Annotated in this window: 18 protein-coding genes and 1 tRNA gene; 16 read left to right on the top strand and 3 right to left on the bottom strand. The window is 67.9% G+C overall.

What is annotated here, in order from left to right; genetic code table 11:
- Positions 1-388 precede the first annotated feature (388 nt).
- Together DIE12_RS14325 and DIE12_RS14320 are read left to right on the top strand one after the other, a co-directional pair.
- The gene (locus DIE12_RS14325) at positions 389-742 is read left to right on the top strand and encodes a Rap1a/Tai family immunity protein (protein WP_124487214.1); all 354 of its coding nucleotides are present in this window, start codon (positions 389-391) and stop codon (positions 740-742) included.
- A 15-nt stretch (positions 743-757) separates the two neighbouring features.
- Positions 758-1,225 carry a T6SS effector amidase Tae4 family protein gene (locus tag DIE12_RS14320; RefSeq protein WP_044844697.1) on the top strand — a complete coding sequence of 156 codons (468 nt, stop codon included), beginning with the start codon at positions 758-760 and terminating at the stop codon, positions 1,223-1,225.
- A gap of 129 nt (positions 1,226-1,354) precedes the next feature.
- Here the strand turns inward: DIE12_RS14320 and DIE12_RS14315 are convergent, their stop codons facing one another.
- The gene (locus DIE12_RS14315) at positions 1,355-1,747 is read right to left on the bottom strand and encodes a methylglyoxal synthase (RefSeq protein ID WP_044844698.1); all 393 of its coding nucleotides are present in this window, start codon (positions 1,745-1,747) and stop codon (positions 1,355-1,357) included.
- Positions 1,748-1,802: 55 nt separating this feature from the next.
- Positions 1,803-2,582 (bottom strand): SDR family oxidoreductase, encoded by a 780-nt coding sequence (locus DIE12_RS14310; RefSeq protein ID WP_044844699.1) that lies wholly within the window; start codon positions 2,580-2,582, stop codon positions 1,803-1,805.
- Positions 2,583-2,826: 244 nt separating this feature from the next.
- Between DIE12_RS14310 and upp the strand changes: the two genes are divergently transcribed.
- The 14 genes from upp to DIE12_RS14240 all read left to right on the top strand — a co-directional run bounded on the left by upp (position 2,827) and on the right by DIE12_RS14240 (position 14,794).
- Positions 2,827-3,477: a uracil phosphoribosyltransferase gene (upp, locus tag DIE12_RS14305; protein ID WP_006478229.1), complete on the top strand. Its 651-nt coding sequence runs from the start codon at positions 2,827-2,829 to the stop codon at positions 3,475-3,477.
- Between the two features lie 218 nt (positions 3,478-3,695).
- Entirely contained in the window at positions 3,696-4,424 is a 729-nt protein-coding gene (locus tag DIE12_RS14300) for a YebC/PmpR family DNA-binding transcriptional regulator (protein WP_044844700.1), read from the top strand.
- Between the two features lie 105 nt (positions 4,425-4,529).
- Entirely contained in the window at positions 4,530-5,807 is a 1,278-nt protein-coding gene (purD, locus tag DIE12_RS14295) for a phosphoribosylamine--glycine ligase (RefSeq protein WP_124487212.1), read from the top strand.
- Positions 5,808-5,925: 118 nt separating this feature from the next.
- Positions 5,926-6,846, top strand: a complete 921-nt coding sequence (hemF, locus tag DIE12_RS14290) for an oxygen-dependent coproporphyrinogen oxidase (RefSeq protein ID WP_124487211.1) — start codon at positions 5,926-5,928, stop codon at positions 6,844-6,846.
- Positions 6,847-6,887: 41 nt separating this feature from the next.
- Positions 6,888-7,595 carry a nicotinate-nucleotide adenylyltransferase gene (locus DIE12_RS14285; protein WP_082088490.1) on the top strand — a complete coding sequence of 236 codons (708 nt, stop codon included), beginning with the start codon at positions 6,888-6,890 and terminating at the stop codon, positions 7,593-7,595.
- Between the two features lie 4 nt (positions 7,596-7,599).
- Positions 7,600-8,046: a ribosome silencing factor gene (gene rsfS, locus DIE12_RS14280; protein ID WP_044844704.1), complete on the top strand. Its 447-nt coding sequence runs from the start codon at positions 7,600-7,602 to the stop codon at positions 8,044-8,046.
- 19 nt (positions 8,047-8,065) lie between these two features.
- A complete protein-coding gene (gene rlmH / locus DIE12_RS14275) occupies positions 8,066-8,536 on the top strand; it encodes a 23S rRNA (pseudouridine(1915)-N(3))-methyltransferase RlmH (protein ID WP_044844705.1) in 471 nt (156 codons plus the stop codon).
- Between the two features lie 51 nt (positions 8,537-8,587).
- Positions 8,588-9,220 carry a nucleoside triphosphate pyrophosphatase gene (locus DIE12_RS14270; RefSeq protein ID WP_124487210.1) on the top strand — a complete coding sequence of 211 codons (633 nt, stop codon included), beginning with the start codon at positions 8,588-8,590 and terminating at the stop codon, positions 9,218-9,220.
- Positions 9,221-9,228: 8 nt separating this feature from the next.
- Positions 9,229-10,698: a ribonuclease G gene (gene rng, locus DIE12_RS14265; protein ID WP_124487209.1), complete on the top strand. Its 1,470-nt coding sequence runs from the start codon at positions 9,229-9,231 to the stop codon at positions 10,696-10,698.
- 199 nt (positions 10,699-10,897) lie between these two features.
- Positions 10,898-10,974: transfer RNA gene (locus DIE12_RS14260), tRNA-Met, on the top strand.
- 348 nt (positions 10,975-11,322) lie between these two features.
- Positions 11,323-11,658 (top strand): YggL family protein, encoded by a 336-nt coding sequence (locus DIE12_RS14255; RefSeq protein ID WP_044844709.1) that lies wholly within the window; start codon positions 11,323-11,325, stop codon positions 11,656-11,658.
- A 300-nt stretch (positions 11,659-11,958) separates the two neighbouring features.
- Entirely contained in the window at positions 11,959-12,924 is a 966-nt protein-coding gene (locus DIE12_RS14250) for a PRC-barrel domain-containing protein (RefSeq protein ID WP_124487208.1), read from the top strand.
- Positions 12,921-14,180, top strand: coding sequence for an MFS transporter (locus tag DIE12_RS14245; RefSeq protein ID WP_124487207.1), 1,260 nt, complete (start codon positions 12,921-12,923; stop codon positions 14,178-14,180). Before DIE12_RS14250 ends, DIE12_RS14245 begins: the two co-directional genes overlap by 4 nt.
- A 35-nt stretch (positions 14,181-14,215) precedes the next feature.
- Positions 14,216-14,794, top strand: coding sequence for an aromatic acid exporter family protein (locus DIE12_RS14240; RefSeq protein WP_044844713.1), 579 nt, complete (start codon positions 14,216-14,218; stop codon positions 14,792-14,794).
- A 67-nt stretch (positions 14,795-14,861) separates the two neighbouring features.
- Here DIE12_RS14240 and DIE12_RS14235 read toward each other — a convergent pair whose 3' ends face one another.
- Positions 14,862-15,254: an RcnB family protein gene (locus tag DIE12_RS14235; protein WP_124487206.1), complete on the bottom strand. Its 393-nt coding sequence runs from the start codon at positions 15,252-15,254 to the stop codon at positions 14,862-14,864.
- Positions 15,255-15,332: the final 78 nt, after the last annotated feature.

Genomic DNA, 15,332 nt, shown 5'->3' with positions numbered 1-15,332 from the left:
CCCGAATGGCGAGGCGGGCAGACGCGGGACACTGCGCGTGATTTTCGCGCGTCGCGCGCGCTCGTGCTGCACGCCGCGGCAATCCCTTCACGACCGTAGGGTCTTCGCGAAAGACGATCGGCACGTGACGTGCATTCCGGCGGATGGTGCGCCATCCGATCCGTCGCGACCTTGCGCTCGTCTCGGTGCGGCGCGTGCCCCACGTGTAACATTTCGCCACGTTCAAGGAATCATCTTCGGGTCGGACGAATGGCTGTCCATTCAGCGATGGCAAAGCGTCGCCACCCATTGCACCGTGCGGTCCCCCGCGAAATCATGCGGTCCATGGAGATTCCCGGGACGGTGAGCGTGCTATTTTGCTTTGCGCCGAATTCACGAACCCCATGCCATGAACGCCCTTTTCATCCGCCATGCATTTGTTTTCGCATCGTTGTCGGCAGGTATCGGCATCGTGAACGGAGCCGCGCTCCCACGCGTCGACGGTGCGCGGCTGCTCAACGGCATCAGCCGTACGGACAACAATCCGTACGCCGACGCCGAGCGCCACGTCATGACCGGTTATCTGGCCGGCGTGGCCGACATGACCGAAGGCAAGGACTGGTGCGACAACGGGCGCCTCAAATCCGGAGAGATCGATTCGGAAGTGATCGGCGGTCTTCGAAAACTGCCGAACGATGCGCTGCGCACAAACGCAGCAGGCCTGATCACCCGCATCCTGCAGCAGAAATATCCGTGCCGTTGATCGGGGACGATCTGCTTGAAACCACACTTCTCATTACTGAACAGCCACTATCCGGACAACAGGACGGTATCCAGGGAAGCGCTATACGAGGAGCTCGGCTGGCAAGACCTGGTCGCCAATCCGGCGTATGCAAATACGTGCGCCATTCGGATCAGCCTGGCACTCGTCAAGAGCGGAATGACATTGCGCGGCGGCCTCGTCATTCAGAAGGGGCCGCACCGTGGACGGCGAATTGAAGCCGGCCAGGCGAGGCTGGCCAACATGCTGGCGGAGCCGGCCTATTTCGGCAAGGCTGAAGTGTTCCGGCGAGACGATGCGACGACCGGCATTGCCGCCAGAAAGGGCGTCGTGGCCTTCTGGAACATCCCCGGATACATGAACGGCCGCGGCGGACACATCGACCTGATCGATGGCGCCCGCGCCCTCTGCAGTTCGGATTGCTACTGGGCTGCATCAACCGTGTGGTTCTGGTCGTTACGATGAGCGACCGGCCGCGATCTCGGGCATCGCAATCCGCGCCTGTTTCGGCGCTATCAACGCTCACCGCCATCCGTCACATGTCATCCACACGACAGATGGCGGCAAGCACGCACACTCACGCGTGCCGAACGCCTAGCAAACGTCCTGCATGTTGCGCGCCAGATCGTCGAGCAACATCCGCGCGGTCGCGACATTCGTCGCGACCGGCACGTCGTGCACGTCGCATGCGCGCACCAGCGCGGTGATGTCCGGGTCGTGCGGCTGCGCGGTCATCGGGTCGCGCAGGAACACGACGATGTCGACGCGGCCTTCGGCCAGCTCAGCACCGATCTGCAGGTCGCCGCCTTGCGGCCCCGACAGCTTGCGCTCGACCTCGAGCCCGTGCGCGGCGGCGATGCGGCCGCCCGTCGTGCCCGTCGCGACCAGCCGGCATTGCGCGAGCGTCGCGCGGTACTGGCCCGCGAGCGCGACGATCTCGTCCTTCTTCGCGTCGTGCGCAATCAGTGCGATGCGGGGTTTGCTCATCTCCGTTTCCTTCGTGGGTCGATTGTTGTCGTATGTGTGAACGGCGGTGCGCGCGTCAGAACGTGCCCGGATACGCGCCGCCGTCGAGCAGCCAGTTCTGCCCGGTGATATAGCCGGCATGCACGCTGCAGAGGAACGCACACGCCGCGCCGAATTCGGCGCGCGTGCCGAGGCGCCCGGCCGGGATTTCCTTCGCGCGCCGCGCGCGCATCTCGTCGACGCTCACGCCCTGCGCCTTCGCCGACGCGGCGAGCGTCGTCGCGATCCGGTCGGTGTCGAACAGCCCGGGCAGCAGGTTGTTGATCGTCACGCCCTGCCCCGCGACCTTGCGCGACAGCCCCGCGACGAAGCCGGTCAACCCCGAGCGCGCGCCGTTCGACAGCGCGAGCACGTCGATCGGCGCCTTCACGGCCGAGCTCGTGATGTTGACGATCCGGCCGAAGCCGCGGCCGATCATCCCGTCGACGGTCGCGCGGATCAGCTCGATCGGCGTCAGCATGTTCGACTCGAGCGCGCGGATCCAGTCGTCGTGCGAGAAATCGCGGAAATCGCCGGGCGGCGGCCCGCCGGCATTCGTCACGAGAATGTCCGGCTGCGGGCACGCGGCGAGCGCGGCCGCGCGGCCGTCGGGCGTCGTGATGTCGCAGGCGACGGCGGTGATCGACACGTTCGACCCGGCGCGGATCTCCTCCGCGGTTTCCTCCAGCGTGTCGCGCGTGCGCGCGACGATCACGAGGTTCACGCCCTCGGCGGCCAGCGCTTCCGCGCAGCCGCGCCCGAGCCCCTTGCTCGCCGCGCACACGAGCGCGGTCTTTCCTGCGATGCCGAGATCCATCGTCGATTCCTTTATGGCGACGCGCGCCGGACGGGCCGGTCGCCGACGGGTCGCAGGCCGGTTCGCCGGGCGGGCGAACGGTCGCGAACGCAGGCGAGCGGGCGAACACGGCGCGCGGATTGTCGTGAGACGTCGATAATATCCGGATCACGTGGCGCGCCTTGGTAAAATTGCGGCCATGAGCGGCGGCCGGCCTGGCGCCGGCGCCGCCCCCGATCCCCTTTTGCCGCCAAGGCACCCCGTCATGAAACAGGACAGCCGTTTCCCGAATCTCTTCATCACCGATCACCCGCTGATCCAGCACAAGCTGACCCACATGCGCGACAAGGACACGTCGACGCGCACGTTCCGCGAACTGCTGCGCGAGATCACGCTGCTGATGGGCTACGAGATCACCCGCAACCTGCCGATCACGACCAAGCGGGTCGAAACCCCGCTGGTGGCGGTCGACGCGCCGGTGATCGCGGGCAAGAAGCTCGCGATCGTGCCCGTGCTGCGCGCCGGCATCGGGATGTCGGACGGCCTGCTCGACCTGGTGCCGTCCGCGCGCGTCGGCCACATCGGCGTGTACCGCGCGGAAGATCACCGCCCGGTCGAATACCTGGTGCGCCTGCCCGATCTCGAGGATCGCATCTTCATCCTGTGCGACCCGATGGTCGCGACCGGCTATTCGGCCGTGCACGCGGTCGACGTGCTCAAGCGCCGCAACGTGCCGGCCGCGAACATCATGTTCGTCGCGCTGGTCGCCGCGCCCGAGGGCGTGCAGGTGTTCCAGGACGCGCACCCGGACGTGAAGCTGTTCGTCGCGTCGCTCGACTCGCACCTGAACGAGCATGCGTACATCGTGCCGGGCCTGGGCGACGCGGGCGACCGCCTGTTCGGCACCAAGAACTGACATACGACGACGCCGGGCCGCGCGGCCCGGCACGCCGCAACGGCCCGCCCGGCCGTTCGGCCATGCGCGGCGGCCCCGAAGCGACGGTCGCCGCGTGATAAAATCACGTTCCACTCGACACGCGCGGCCCCGCGGCTTCATGCCCGCCCAGACGGCCGCCGATTCAACGACACATTGGCACAATCGCCCGCGCAGCGCGCCCGGGCACGGAGAAAGGTATGGCTGGTCATTCGAAATGGGCCAACATCAAGCATAAGAAGGCAGCAGCCGACGCGAAGCGCGGCAAGATCTGGACCCGACTGATCAAGGAAATCCAGGTCGCGGCCCGCCTCGGCGGCGGCGACGCGAGTTCGAACCCGCGCCTGCGTCTCGCGGTCGACAAGGCGGCCGACGCGAACATGCCGAAGGACAACGTCAAGCGCGCGATCGACCGCGGCGTCGGCGGCGCGGACGGCGCGAACTACGAAGAAATCCGTTATGAAGGCTACGGCATCAGCGGCGCGGCGATCATCGTCGACACGCTGACCGACAACCGCACCCGCACGGTCGCGGAAGTCCGTCACGCATTCTCGAAGTTCGGCGGCAACATGGGCACCGACGGTTCGGTCGCGTTCATGTTCGATCACGTCGGCCAGTTCCTGTTCGCGCCCGGCACGTCGGAAGACGCGCTGATGGAAGCGGCGCTCGAAGCCGGCGCGGACGACGTCAGCACGAACGACGACGGCTCGATCGAAGTGCTGTGCGACTGGCAGGCGTTCTCGGCAGTGAAGGACGCGCTCGAAGCCGCGGGCTTCAAGGCCGAACTCGCCGAAGTGACGATGAAGCCGCAGAACGAAGTCGAATTTACCGGCGACGATGCGGCGAAGATGCAGAAGCTCCTGGACGCGCTCGAGAACCTCGACGACGTGCAGGAGGTGTATACGAACGCCGTCATCGTCGAGGAATGAGATGCCGGCCGCCGTGCGCAGCGTTGCGACGGCGGCCCGACCGATTTCGCGGCCGGCGCGCCTGAGCGTGCCGGCCGCCCTGTTTTCTAGTCTGCGGGGAATCCCATGAAACTACTCGTCGTCGGTTCCGGCGGTCGCGAACATGCACTGGCGTGGAAGCTCGCGCAGTCGCCGCGCGTCCAGATGGTCTACGTCGCGCCCGGCAATGGCGGCACGGCGCAGGACGAGCGTCTGAAGAACGTCGACATCACGTCGCTCGACGCGCTGGCCGATTTCGCGGAAAGCGAAGGCGTCGCGTTCACGCTCGTCGGGCCGGAAGCGCCGCTCGCGGCCGGCATCGTCAACCTGTTCCGCGCGCGCGGCCTCAAGGTATTCGGCCCGACCCGCGAAGCCGCGCAACTCGAAAGCTCGAAGGATTTCGCGAAGGCGTTCATGAAGCGCCACGGCATCCCGACCGCCGACTACGAAACCTTCTCCGACGCGGCCGCCGCGCACGCGTACCTCGACGCGAAAGGCGCGCCGATCGTCGTGAAGGCCGACGGCCTCGCGGCCGGCAAGGGCGTCGTCGTCGCGATGACGCTGGAAGAAGCGCATGCCGCGGTCGACATGATGCTGTCGGGCAACAAGCTGGGCGACGCCGGCGCGCGCGTCGTGATCGAGGAATTCCTCGATGGCGAGGAAGCGAGCTTCATCGTGATGGTCGACGGCAAGCACGCGCTGGCGCTGGCTTCGAGCCAGGACCACAAACGCCTGCTCGACGAGGACCGCGGCCCGAACACGGGCGGCATGGGCGCCTACTCGCCCGCGCCGATCGTCACGCCGCAGATGCACGCACGCGTGATGCGCGAAATCATCATGCCGACGGTGCGCGGGATGGAGAAGGACGGCATCCGCTTCACGGGCTTCCTGTATGCGGGCCTGATGATCGACAAGGAAGGCAATCCGCGCACGCTGGAATTCAACTGCCGGATGGGCGACCCCGAGACGCAGCCGATCATGGCCCGCCTGAAGAGCGATTTCTCGAAGGTCGTCGAACAGGCGATCGCGGGCACGCTCGACACGGTCGAGCTCGACTGGGACCGCCGCACCGCGCTCGGCGTCGTGCTGGCCGCGCACGGCTATCCGGACGCGCCGCGCAAGGGCGACCGCATCAACGGGATCCCGGCCGAGACCGAGCAGGCCGTGACGTTCCATGCGGGCACGACGCTCGACGGCGACAAGCTGACGACGTCCGGCGGCCGTGTGCTGTGCGTGGTCGGCCTCGCCGATTCGGTGCGCGAAGCGCAGCAGCATGCGTACGACACGATCAACCAGATCAATTTCGAAGGCATGCAGTACCGCCGCGACATCGGCTTCCGCGCGCTGAATCGCAAGAGCACGTAACACCCTGACCGCCGCTTTGCCGTCGCAAACGGCGGCCTCCTCTGCCGGGGTTCGATAGAATGCCCGGCAGATGCCTTTTTTACGGCCCCCGCTTCGCGCGGGGGCAGCCAGTCCAGACATGACCGATTCGACCTACGACGTGGCGCGCGTGCGCACGTATCTCCAGGGCCTGCAGACACGCATCGCCGACGCGCTCGGCGCGCTCGACGGCACGCCGCTCGCGACCGACGCGTGGCAGCGCGGGCCCGAGGAACGCCTGCGCGGCGGCGGCTGCACGCGGATTCTCGAAGGCGGCCGCGTGTTCGAGCGCGCGGGGATCGGTTTTTCCGACGTCGCCGGCGATGCGCTGCCGCCGTCGGCGAGCGCCGCGCGCCCGCAGCTGGCCGGCCGCGGCTTCGAGGCGCTCGGCGTGTCGCTCGTGCTGCATCCGCGCAACCCGTACTGCCCGACCGTGCACATGAACGTGCGGATGCTGATCGCGACGAAGCCCGGCGAGGCGCCGATCTTCTGGTTCGGCGGCGGCATGGATCTGACACCGGTTTATCCGTTCGAGGACGACGCGCGGCATTTCCACCAGACCTGCAAGGACGCGCTCGATCCGTTCGGCGCCGAGCTCTACCCGCGCTTCAAGACGTGGTGCGACGAGTATTTCTTCCTGAAGCACCGCAACGAGACGCGCGGCATCGGCGGGATCTTCTTCGACGATTTCTCCGAGCCCGGATTCGAACGCTCGTTTGAGATGATGCAAAGCGTCGGCGACGCGTTCCTGAACGCGTACCTGCCGATCGTCGAATGCCGTGTCGCGCTGCCGTACGGCGAGCGCGAACGCGACTTCCAGGCTTACCGGCGCGGCCGCTACGTCGAATTCAACCTCGTGTTCGACCGCGGCACGCTGTTCGGGCTGCAAAGCGGCGGCCGGACCGAGTCGATCCTGATGTCGATGCCGCCGGTCGCGCACTGGCGTTACGACTGGCAGCCCGAGCCGGGCTCGCCGGAAGCGCGCCTGAGCGAGTTCCTCGTGCCGCGCGACTGGGTCTGAGCCCGCCGCGCCCCGCCGCCTCAAGAACAGGACACGTTTTTCTGGACACCACCACCCGCCCCGCCCCGCAGCCGCTGTCACGTCGTATCGGCCTGCTGGGCGGCACGTTCGACCCGATCCACGACGGCCACCTCGCGCTCGCGCGCCGGTTCGCCGACGTGCTCGGCCTGACCGAACTCGCGCTGCTGCCCGCCGGGCAGCCGTACCAGAAGCGCGACGTGTCGGCCGCCGAACATCGGCTCGCGATGACCCGCGCCGCTGCCGGCTCGCTGTCGCTGCCCGGCGTGACGGTCACCGTCGCGACCGACGAGATCGAGCACGCGGGGCCGACCTATACGGTCGAGACGCTCGCACGCTGGCGCGAGCGGATCGGCCCCGATGCGTCGCTGGCGCTGCTGATCGGCGCCGACCAGCTGGTGCGGCTCGACACGTGGCGCGACTGGCGCAAGCTGTTCGACTACGCGCACGTGTGCGCGTCGACGCGCCCGGGCTTCGACCTCGGCGCGGCGCCGCCGGACGTCGCGCAGGAAATCGCGCGGCGGCAGGCCGGTGCCGACGTGCTGAAAGCGACGCCGGCCGGCCACCTGCTGATCGACACGACGCTGGCGTTCGATATCGCCGCAACCGACATCCGCGCACACCTGCGCGAATGCATCGCGCGTCACGCGCAAATGCCCGATGCGTCGGCCGAGCATGTGCCGGCCGCCGTCTGGGCCTATATTCTTCAACATCGTCTCTACCATTCCTGATTCCATGGATATCCGCAAACTGCAGCGCGTGATCGTCGACGCTCTCGAAGACATCAAGGCGCAAGACATCAAGGTGTTCAACACCAGCCACCTGACCGAACTGTTCGACCGCGTGATCGTCGCGTCGGGCACGTCGAACCGCCAGACCAAGGCGCTCGCGTCGAGCGTGCGCGACAAGGTCAAGGAAGCCGGCGGCGACATCGTCAGCTCCGAGGGCGAAGACACCGGCGAATGGGTGCTGGTCGACTGCGGCGACGCGATCGTGCACATCCTGCAACCGGCGCTGCGCCAGTACTACAACCTCGAGGAAATCTGGGGCGACAAGCCCGTGCGGATGAAGCTCGGCGGCGGCAAGGGTCCGAACGGTCTCGCTACCGCCAGCGAAGAAGAGGACGACGAGGAAGAAGCGCCCGCACGCCCGGCGCGCAAGACGGCTGCCCGCCGCCGCTGAGCCGCAGCGAGTCGTCCCGATGAAGCTTTTCATCCTCGCGGTCGGCCACAAGATGCCCGGCTGGATCGCGTCCGGCTTCGACGAATACACGAAGCGGATGCCGCCCGAGCTGCGCATCGAACTGCGCGAGATCAAGCCCGAACTGCGTTCGGGCGGCCGCAGCGCGGAAAGCGTGATGGCGGCCGAGCGGCAGAAGATCGAGGCCGCGCTGCCGAAGGGCGCGCGCATCGTCGCGCTCGACGAGCGCGGCCGCGACTGGACCACCATGCAGCTCGCGCAGGCGCTGCCCGGCTGGCAGCAGGACGGCCGTGACGTCGCGTTCGTGATCGGCGGTGCCGACGGGCTCGATCCGGAACTCAAGGCGCGCGCCGACCTGCTGCTGCGCATCTCGAGCATGACGCTGCCGCACGGGATGGTGCGCGTGCTGCTCGCCGAACAGCTTTACCGCGCGTGGAGCATCACGCAGAATCACCCCTACCATCGCGCATGACGTGCCGTCCTCGGGACGCGCGCCGCGCGCGCTCAACGAGATAACGACACCATGCCGTCCAGCACGCCCCCTGCCCTTTTCCCGACCCTTTACCTCGCTTCGCAAAGCCCGCGCCGCCAGGAGCTGCTGCAGCAGATCGGCGTGCGCTTCGAATTGCTGCTGCCGCGCCCCGACGAGGACGCGGAGGCGCTCGAAGCCGAGCTGCCCGGCGAAGCCGCCGATGCGTACGTGCAGCGCGTGACCGTCGCGAAGGCGGAGGCCGCGCGGGCGCGTCTCGTCGCCAGCGGCAAGCCAGCCGCGCCGGTGCTGGTTGCGGACACCACGGTGACCATCGACGGCGCGATCCTCGGCAAGCCGGCCGATGCCGACGACGCGCTCGCGATGCTGACACGCCTCGCAGGCCGCGAACACGAGGTGCTGACCGCCGTCGCGGTGGTCGGCGCCGACGGCGAACTGCTGCCGCCCGCGCTGTCGCGCTCGTCGGTGCGCTTTTCGGCCGCGCCGCGCGACGCCTTCGAGCGCTACGTCGACACCCGCGAACCGTTCGGCAAGGCGGGCGCCTACGCGATCCAGGGACGCGCGGCCGAATTCATCGAGCGAATCGACGGTTCCCATTCGGGTATCATGGGTCTGCCCCTTTTTGAGACTGCCGCGTTGCTGCGCACCGCGCGCGTCGCCTTCTGAATCGCACCATGAACGAAGAAATCCTGATCAACCTCACGCCGCAGGAAACGCGGGTCGCACTCGTCCAGCAAGGCGCGGTGCAGGAGCTTCACGTCGAGCGCACGCTGTCGCGCGGGCGGGTCGGCAACATCTACCTCGGCAAGGTCGTGCGCGTGCTGCCCGGCATGCAGTCGGCGTTCATCGACATCGGTCTCGAGCGCGCGGCGTTCCTGCACGTCGCCGACATCTGGCATCCGCGCCTCGCGGGCGAGCCGCAGTCGGGCGCGCCGCACCAGCCGATCGAGAAGACCGTGTTCGAAGGCCAGACGCTGATGGTCCAGGTGATCAAGGATCCGATCGGCACGAAGGGCGCCCGACTGTCGACGCAGGTCAGCATCGCGGGCCGCACGCTCGTCTACCTGCCGCAGGAGCCGCACATCGGCATCTCGCAGAAGATCGAGAGCGAGGCCGAGCGCGAGGCCGTGCGTGCGCGGCTGACCGCCGTGATCCCGTCGGACGAGAAAGGCGGCTACATCGTGCGCACGATCGCCGAGGACGCGACCTCCGACGAACTGGCCGGCGACGTCGCCTACCTGCGCAAGACCTGGACGACCATCGTGGCCCAGGCGCAGCGGCTGCCGGCGACGAGCCTGCTGTACCAGGATCTCGATCTCGCGCAGCGCGTGCTGCGCGATTTCGCGAACGACGACACGACGCGCATCCAGGTCGATTCGCGCGAGACGTACCAGCGCCTCGCGGAATTCGCGAACGAATTCACGCCGGCGGTGAGCCCGAAGCTGCATCACTACACCGGCGAGCGGCCGCTGTTCGACCTGTACAACATCGAGACGGAGATCCAGCGCGCGCTGTCGCGCCGCGTCGACCTGAAGTCGGGCGGCTACCTGATGATCGACCAGACCGAGGCGATGACGACGATCGACGTGAACACCGGCGGCTACGTCGGCGCGCGCAACTTCGACGACACGATCTTCAAGACCAACCTCGAGGCCGCGCATACGATCGCGCGGCAGCTGCGGCTGCGCAACCTCGGCGGGATCATCATCATCGACTTCATCGACATGGAGAACGCCGAGCATCGCGACGCGGTGCTGTCCGAGTTGAAGAAGGCGCTGTCGCGCGACCGCACGCGCGTGACGGTCAACGGCTTCTCGCAGCTCGGGCTCGTCGAGATGACGCGCAAGCGCACGCGCGAATCGCTCGCGCACGTGCTATGCGAGCCGTGCCCGACCTGCCAGGGCAAGGGCCAGGTGAAGACGTCGCGCACGGTGTGCTACGACATCCTGCGCGAGATCCTGCGCGAGTCGCGCCAGTTCAATCCGCGCGAATTCCGCGTGATCGCCGCGCAACAGGTGATCGACCTGTTCCTCGACGAGGAGTCGCAGCATCTCGCGATGCTGATCGACTTCATCGGCAAGCCGGTGTCGCTGCAGGTCGAGTCGAACCTGAGCCAGGAACAGTACGATATCGTGCTGATGTAAGGTCATGCGCGGCGATCTCCGAATCGGGAGATCGCCCCCACCCTTGCCGCGGGCATCGAGCACAAATATCAGTTGGCACGCCGAGCTTCGAGGGCTCGGGCAACGTAAGCGCCCGCTGGCGAGCGAAGCACGGCCGCTTGATTTCAACTTTGGTCACTGAGCATTTGACGCACCGCAGCAGTGTCACTATAATTCGCGCCGCGGGGTGGAGCAGTCTGGCAGCTCGTCGGGCTCATAACCCGAAGGTCATAGGTTCAAATCCTATCCCCGCAACCAAACATCGAAGCCCGCTTTGCGACAGCAAGCGGGCTTTTTGCATTTCGCCGATTCGCTGGTTCGTATCGCTCGACTCGAAGCCGCCGGCCCTGGCAAAGCCGAAGACGCTCGCCATCCCTGTATCATTCGGTCACGCGTGCAATCAGCCGCCGGCCGAGCCGCACCGCGAAAGCCAAGTCGATCGATTGTTCAACGATGGTTTTCTGATCGGCCGCGCGACAGCACGATATCGCGACGACGCAACGCTCGCCCCTTTCGCGACCGGCCGGACCGCGCGGCACGTCGGGACAGTGCCCGCAGCGGCCGCCGCGCTATCCTTTCCCACCTCACATTCACTCACCACACACCATGAGCCAACGCCACAACCGCCGCCAGCGCAAGAAACTCCACATCGCCGAGTTCCAGGAACTCGCGTTCAACGCGGCCGCGCAATACCGCAACGAGCTGTCCGACCTCGAACGTGGCCAGCTGATCGATGCATTCATCGATTTCGTCGAAGCGAACGGGCTGCTGACCGTCGCCTCCGCTGACGAAGGGATCGGCGCCTACGTGATCTCCGGCGCGCCGCGCGGCACGACCACCGACGCCGACCGCGAGAACGTGCGGGCGTGGCTGGCCGCACGTCCGGAGCTGACCGACGTCCGGGTCAGCGAATTCACCGACGCGTGGTATCCGGACGCCTGACGCTCCGTTTTCTCCCTGCTTCATGCAGCGCCCGCGCCTGCCCGCCACGACGGCGGCGGGCCGGGGCGGCACCCGTGTGAGCCGCCCCTCATCCGCCGGCCTTCCCCGTCGCCCGACTGCGACGCGACGGCCGCCGATCCCTACCTTTCCCCGACAGTCCGCCTCCAGCAAGCCATCGAAATCGGCCCTGAAAGGAAGACACGTTAAACTCTCACCTCGCGTGGTGCGCCGCCCGCACCCGCCATCCATCGCCAGCCGCGCGCCTCCGGGCCCGGCCCCCGACCCATGGAGTGAGTGTCAATGAGCGGCGGATTTCCGTTTCCCGCATCCCGCATGTCGTTCCCGTCCTCGACGGTCTTCCTCGTTCTCGCCGCCGCGCTGCTGTCCGGCTGCGGGCTGCTGCCGACGCAGAATCCGCCCGCGCCGATCAGCGAAGCGCTCGTCGAGCCCGTCGAGGAAACCGCCGGCGAACCGCTGACGATGCCGCCCGTGCCGGCGCCGACGCAGCCGGAAGCGCCGGAAGCACCGAAGAAACCGCACCGCGAAGTGACGCGGCCGAAACCCGTGCAGCGCCCCGAAACACCGACGCCTCCGCCACCACCGCCCGCCCCGATCGTCGCGACGCGCCCGCTCGACCGCACGCAGATCCATGCGCTGCTCGACAGCGAGGTCGCGCGCCGCAACGGCAAGGTGATCGGCCGCGCGGTCGACATGGTGGCCGACGCGAGCGGCAAGCCGCGCGAGATGATCGTCAACCTGCAGGGCTTCATGGGTGTCGGCGACCGCAAGGTCATCTTCCCGTGGAACGTGTTCCGCTTCACGCCGGGCGGCAAACAGGAGCCGATCGTGCTCGACGTGCCGTCGGGCGACCTGCCTCCGGCCGCGCGGCCGAAGGCCGTGCCGCTGTCGGGTTCGGCCGCGGCGTCGCCCGCGACGCGACTGCCGATGCTCGACAGCGATGTCGAGCGCCCGAACGGCACGAAGATCGGCCGCATCGTCGACGTGCTGATCGACCGCGCCGCGCAGCCGCAGGCGGTCGTGCTCGACCTCGGCGGGCTCGTCAACACCGACCGCCGCTCGATCGCCGCGAGCTGGGGCGCGCTGCGCTTCGTCACGCGCGACAAGGCGCTGCATCCGCAGCTCGACCTGAACGATGCGCAGATCAAGGCGTCGCCGCCCTACGCGGCCGACAAGCCGATCATCGCGGTCTTCCCGCCCGTTGCCCCGGCACCGGTGCCGGCTTCGTCTGCGAGTGCCACCCGATGACGATCAAGCATTCCGTCAGCGTGCGCAGTCTGCGGTCCCTCGACTGGCTCAACTTTTTCGTTGCAAACGTTCAAACCGGGTTCGGTCCGTTCATCGCGTCCTACCTCGCGTCGCACAAGTGGACGCAGGGCGAGATCGGCATGGTGCTGTCGATCGGCACGATCAGCGCGATGGTCAGCCAGGTGCCGGGCGGCGCGGCCGTCGATGCGCTGAAGAACAAGAAAGGCGCGGCCGCGTGGGCGATCGCGGCCATCATCCTGTCCGCGGTGCTGCTCGCGTCGAGCCCGACGATCGTGCCGGTGATCGCGGCCGAGGTGTTCCACGGCTTCGCGAGCTGCATGCTCGTGCCGGCGATGGCCGCGATCTCGTTCTCGCTGGTCGGCCGTGCCGATCTCGGCGACCGGCTCGGCCGCAACGCACGCTGGGCGTCGATCGGCAGCGCGGTCGCGGCGGGCCTGATGGGGCTCACCGGCGAGTATTTCTCCGCGCGCGCGGTGTTCTGGCTGACCGCCGTGCTGGCGTTGCCCGCGCTGTTCGCGCTCGCGATGATCCAGCCGACCCACGAAGTGATCCCGCAATCGTCGAAACCCGACGATCACGACGAAGGCGAGCACCGCGAGACACTGCTCGAACTGCTGCGCGATCGCCGGATGCTGATCTTCGCGGCGTGCGTCGTGCTGTTCCACCTGTCGAACGCGGCGATGCTCAACCTCGCGGCCGGCGAAGTGACGGCCGGGATGGGCGAGAACGTGCAGCTCGTGATCGCCGCGTGCATCATCGTGCCGCAGGCGATCGTCGCGATGCTGTCGCCGTGGGTCGGCCGTTCCTCGCAACGCTGGGGACGCCGGCCGATCCTGCTGCTCGGCTTCTCCGCGCTGCCGGTGCGCGCGCTGCTGTTCGCCGGCGTGAGCAGCCCGTACCTGCTCGTGCCGGTGCAGATGCTCGACGGCATCAGCGCGGCCGTGTTCGGCGTGATGCTGCCGCTGATCGCGGCCGACGTCGCGGGCGGCAAGGGCCGCTACAACCTGTGCATCGGGCTGTTCGGGCTCGCGGCCGGGATCGGCGCGACGCTCAGCACGGCCGTGGCCGGCTATGTCGCCGATCACTTCGGCAATGCGATCAGCTTCTTCGGGCTCGCCGCTGCTGGCGCGCTCGCGGTCCTGCTCGTCTGGCTCGCGATGCCCGAAACGCGCGTCGAGAACGGCGACGCACCCGAGGGCACGCCGGCCGCCGCCTCGTCCGAACAGGCGCACTGACACACGCACCGCCGCCCCGCTTCTTGGCCGACACGATGGATACGATCAGGACCCTCAACGAAGCCCGCCAACAGATCCAGCAGTCGATCTTCGATCTGTTCAAGGGGCTGACTTTCGGCGAACGCCTCACGCAAGGCGCGCTGATGGCGCTGCAGGCCGTGTGCGGCGCGTGCCTCGCATACGCGATCGGCCGCGCGTTGCACACCGAGCAGGCCGTGTGGGCGGCGATCACCGCGATCGCCGTCACGCAGCACAACTATTCGGACACGATGTCGCTGTCGCGCGACCAGTTCATCGGCGCGATGATCGGCGGCGTGGTCGGCTTCGCGGGGGCCGCGCTCGGCGGCGATCGCCTCGTCGCCTATGCGATCGCGGTCGCGATCACGATCGTCGGCTGCTGGTGCCTGAACGTCGGCAGCGCGGCGCGTCTCGGCGGCGTCACCGCGACGATCGTGCTGCTGTTTCCGGGTAACGGCCCGCTGTGGGACATTCCGCTGATGCGGCTCGGGGAAGTCGCGCTCGGCACCGTTTGCGCGCTGGCGGTGTGCTGGGCAATGTCGCGGATCGAGCGACGCTGGTTCCGCCGGGCGGCGAAGTCGGACCAGGACAAGTGACGCGATTGCCGGGACGCACGCCCCGGCAACCGGATGAAGCGATGAGCGGCGGCAGGTGTGGCCGGTGTTACGGACCGACCCGCAGCACGATGCCCGAGCCGATCTGCACGAGCAGATAGTCGCCGCCGACGCCGACCCAGTGATAGCCGCGCGGCGGCGGGCTCAGCCGATAGCCGCGCCAGTCGTCGACCACGTACTGGCGATCGCGGAATTCGTCCGGGAGCCGGTCGCCCTTGTGCCAGTCGCGGCGCGGCTGGTCGGCCCAGCGCGGCGGTACGTCGTCGTCGCGATGCATCGCCTGGCCGGGCGGCATGTGCTTCGGGCCGTGGCCGCGGTGCATGCCGTGATTGCCGTGGTCACCGTGGTTGTCGTCGTTGCCGTGCCCCTGCGCCATCGCGACCGGCGCGGCGAAACTCGCCGCAACCAGCGCGGCCAGCATCATCCCGTGCATCTTCCTCATCGTCCTTCCCTCCGTGTTGTCACGTCGAACCGGAAACAACTGGACTTGCCCGATCAAGACTAGCACACGGGTGCGACC

This window comes from Burkholderia sp. Bp9015 (genome assembly GCF_003853505.1).
GTDB lineage: Bacteria > Pseudomonadota > Gammaproteobacteria > Burkholderiales > Burkholderiaceae > Burkholderia.
Note: the sequence above shows the minus strand (reverse complement) of the source record. Positions and strands in the feature narration are given on the sequence as shown.

Bases quoted from the DNA above. Each gene is read 5' to 3' on its own strand.
- DIE12_RS14325 (WP_124487214.1), top strand. From the start codon at position 389: ATGAACGCCCTTTTCATCCGCCATGCATTTGTTTTCGCATCGTTGTCG.
- DIE12_RS14315 (WP_044844698.1), bottom strand. From the start codon at position 1,747: ATGAGCAAACCCCGCATCGCACTGATTGCGCACGACGCGAAGAAGGAC.
- DIE12_RS14310 (WP_044844699.1), bottom strand. From the start codon at position 2,582: ATGGATCTCGGCATCGCAGGAAAGACCGCGCTCGTGTGCGCGGCGAGC.
- upp (WP_006478229.1), top strand. From the start codon at position 2,827: ATGAAACAGGACAGCCGTTTCCCGAATCTCTTCATCACCGATCACCCG.
- DIE12_RS14300 (WP_044844700.1), top strand. From the start codon at position 3,696: ATGGCTGGTCATTCGAAATGGGCCAACATCAAGCATAAGAAGGCAGCA.
- purD (WP_124487212.1), top strand. From the start codon at position 4,530: ATGAAACTACTCGTCGTCGGTTCCGGCGGTCGCGAACATGCACTGGCG.
- hemF (WP_124487211.1), top strand. From the start codon at position 5,926: ATGACCGATTCGACCTACGACGTGGCGCGCGTGCGCACGTATCTCCAG.
- rsfS (WP_044844704.1), top strand. From the start codon at position 7,600: ATGGATATCCGCAAACTGCAGCGCGTGATCGTCGACGCTCTCGAAGAC.
- rlmH (WP_044844705.1), top strand. From the start codon at position 8,066: ATGAAGCTTTTCATCCTCGCGGTCGGCCACAAGATGCCCGGCTGGATC.
- DIE12_RS14270 (WP_124487210.1), top strand. From the start codon at position 8,588: ATGCCGTCCAGCACGCCCCCTGCCCTTTTCCCGACCCTTTACCTCGCT.
- rng (WP_124487209.1), top strand. From the start codon at position 9,229: ATGAACGAAGAAATCCTGATCAACCTCACGCCGCAGGAAACGCGGGTC.
- DIE12_RS14255 (WP_044844709.1), top strand. From the start codon at position 11,323: ATGAGCCAACGCCACAACCGCCGCCAGCGCAAGAAACTCCACATCGCC.
- DIE12_RS14250 (WP_124487208.1), top strand. From the start codon at position 11,959: ATGAGCGGCGGATTTCCGTTTCCCGCATCCCGCATGTCGTTCCCGTCC.
- DIE12_RS14245 (WP_124487207.1), top strand. From the start codon at position 12,921: ATGACGATCAAGCATTCCGTCAGCGTGCGCAGTCTGCGGTCCCTCGAC.
- DIE12_RS14240 (WP_044844713.1), top strand. From the start codon at position 14,216: ATGGATACGATCAGGACCCTCAACGAAGCCCGCCAACAGATCCAGCAG.
- DIE12_RS14235 (WP_124487206.1), bottom strand. From the start codon at position 15,254: ATGAGGAAGATGCACGGGATGATGCTGGCCGCGCTGGTTGCGGCGAGT.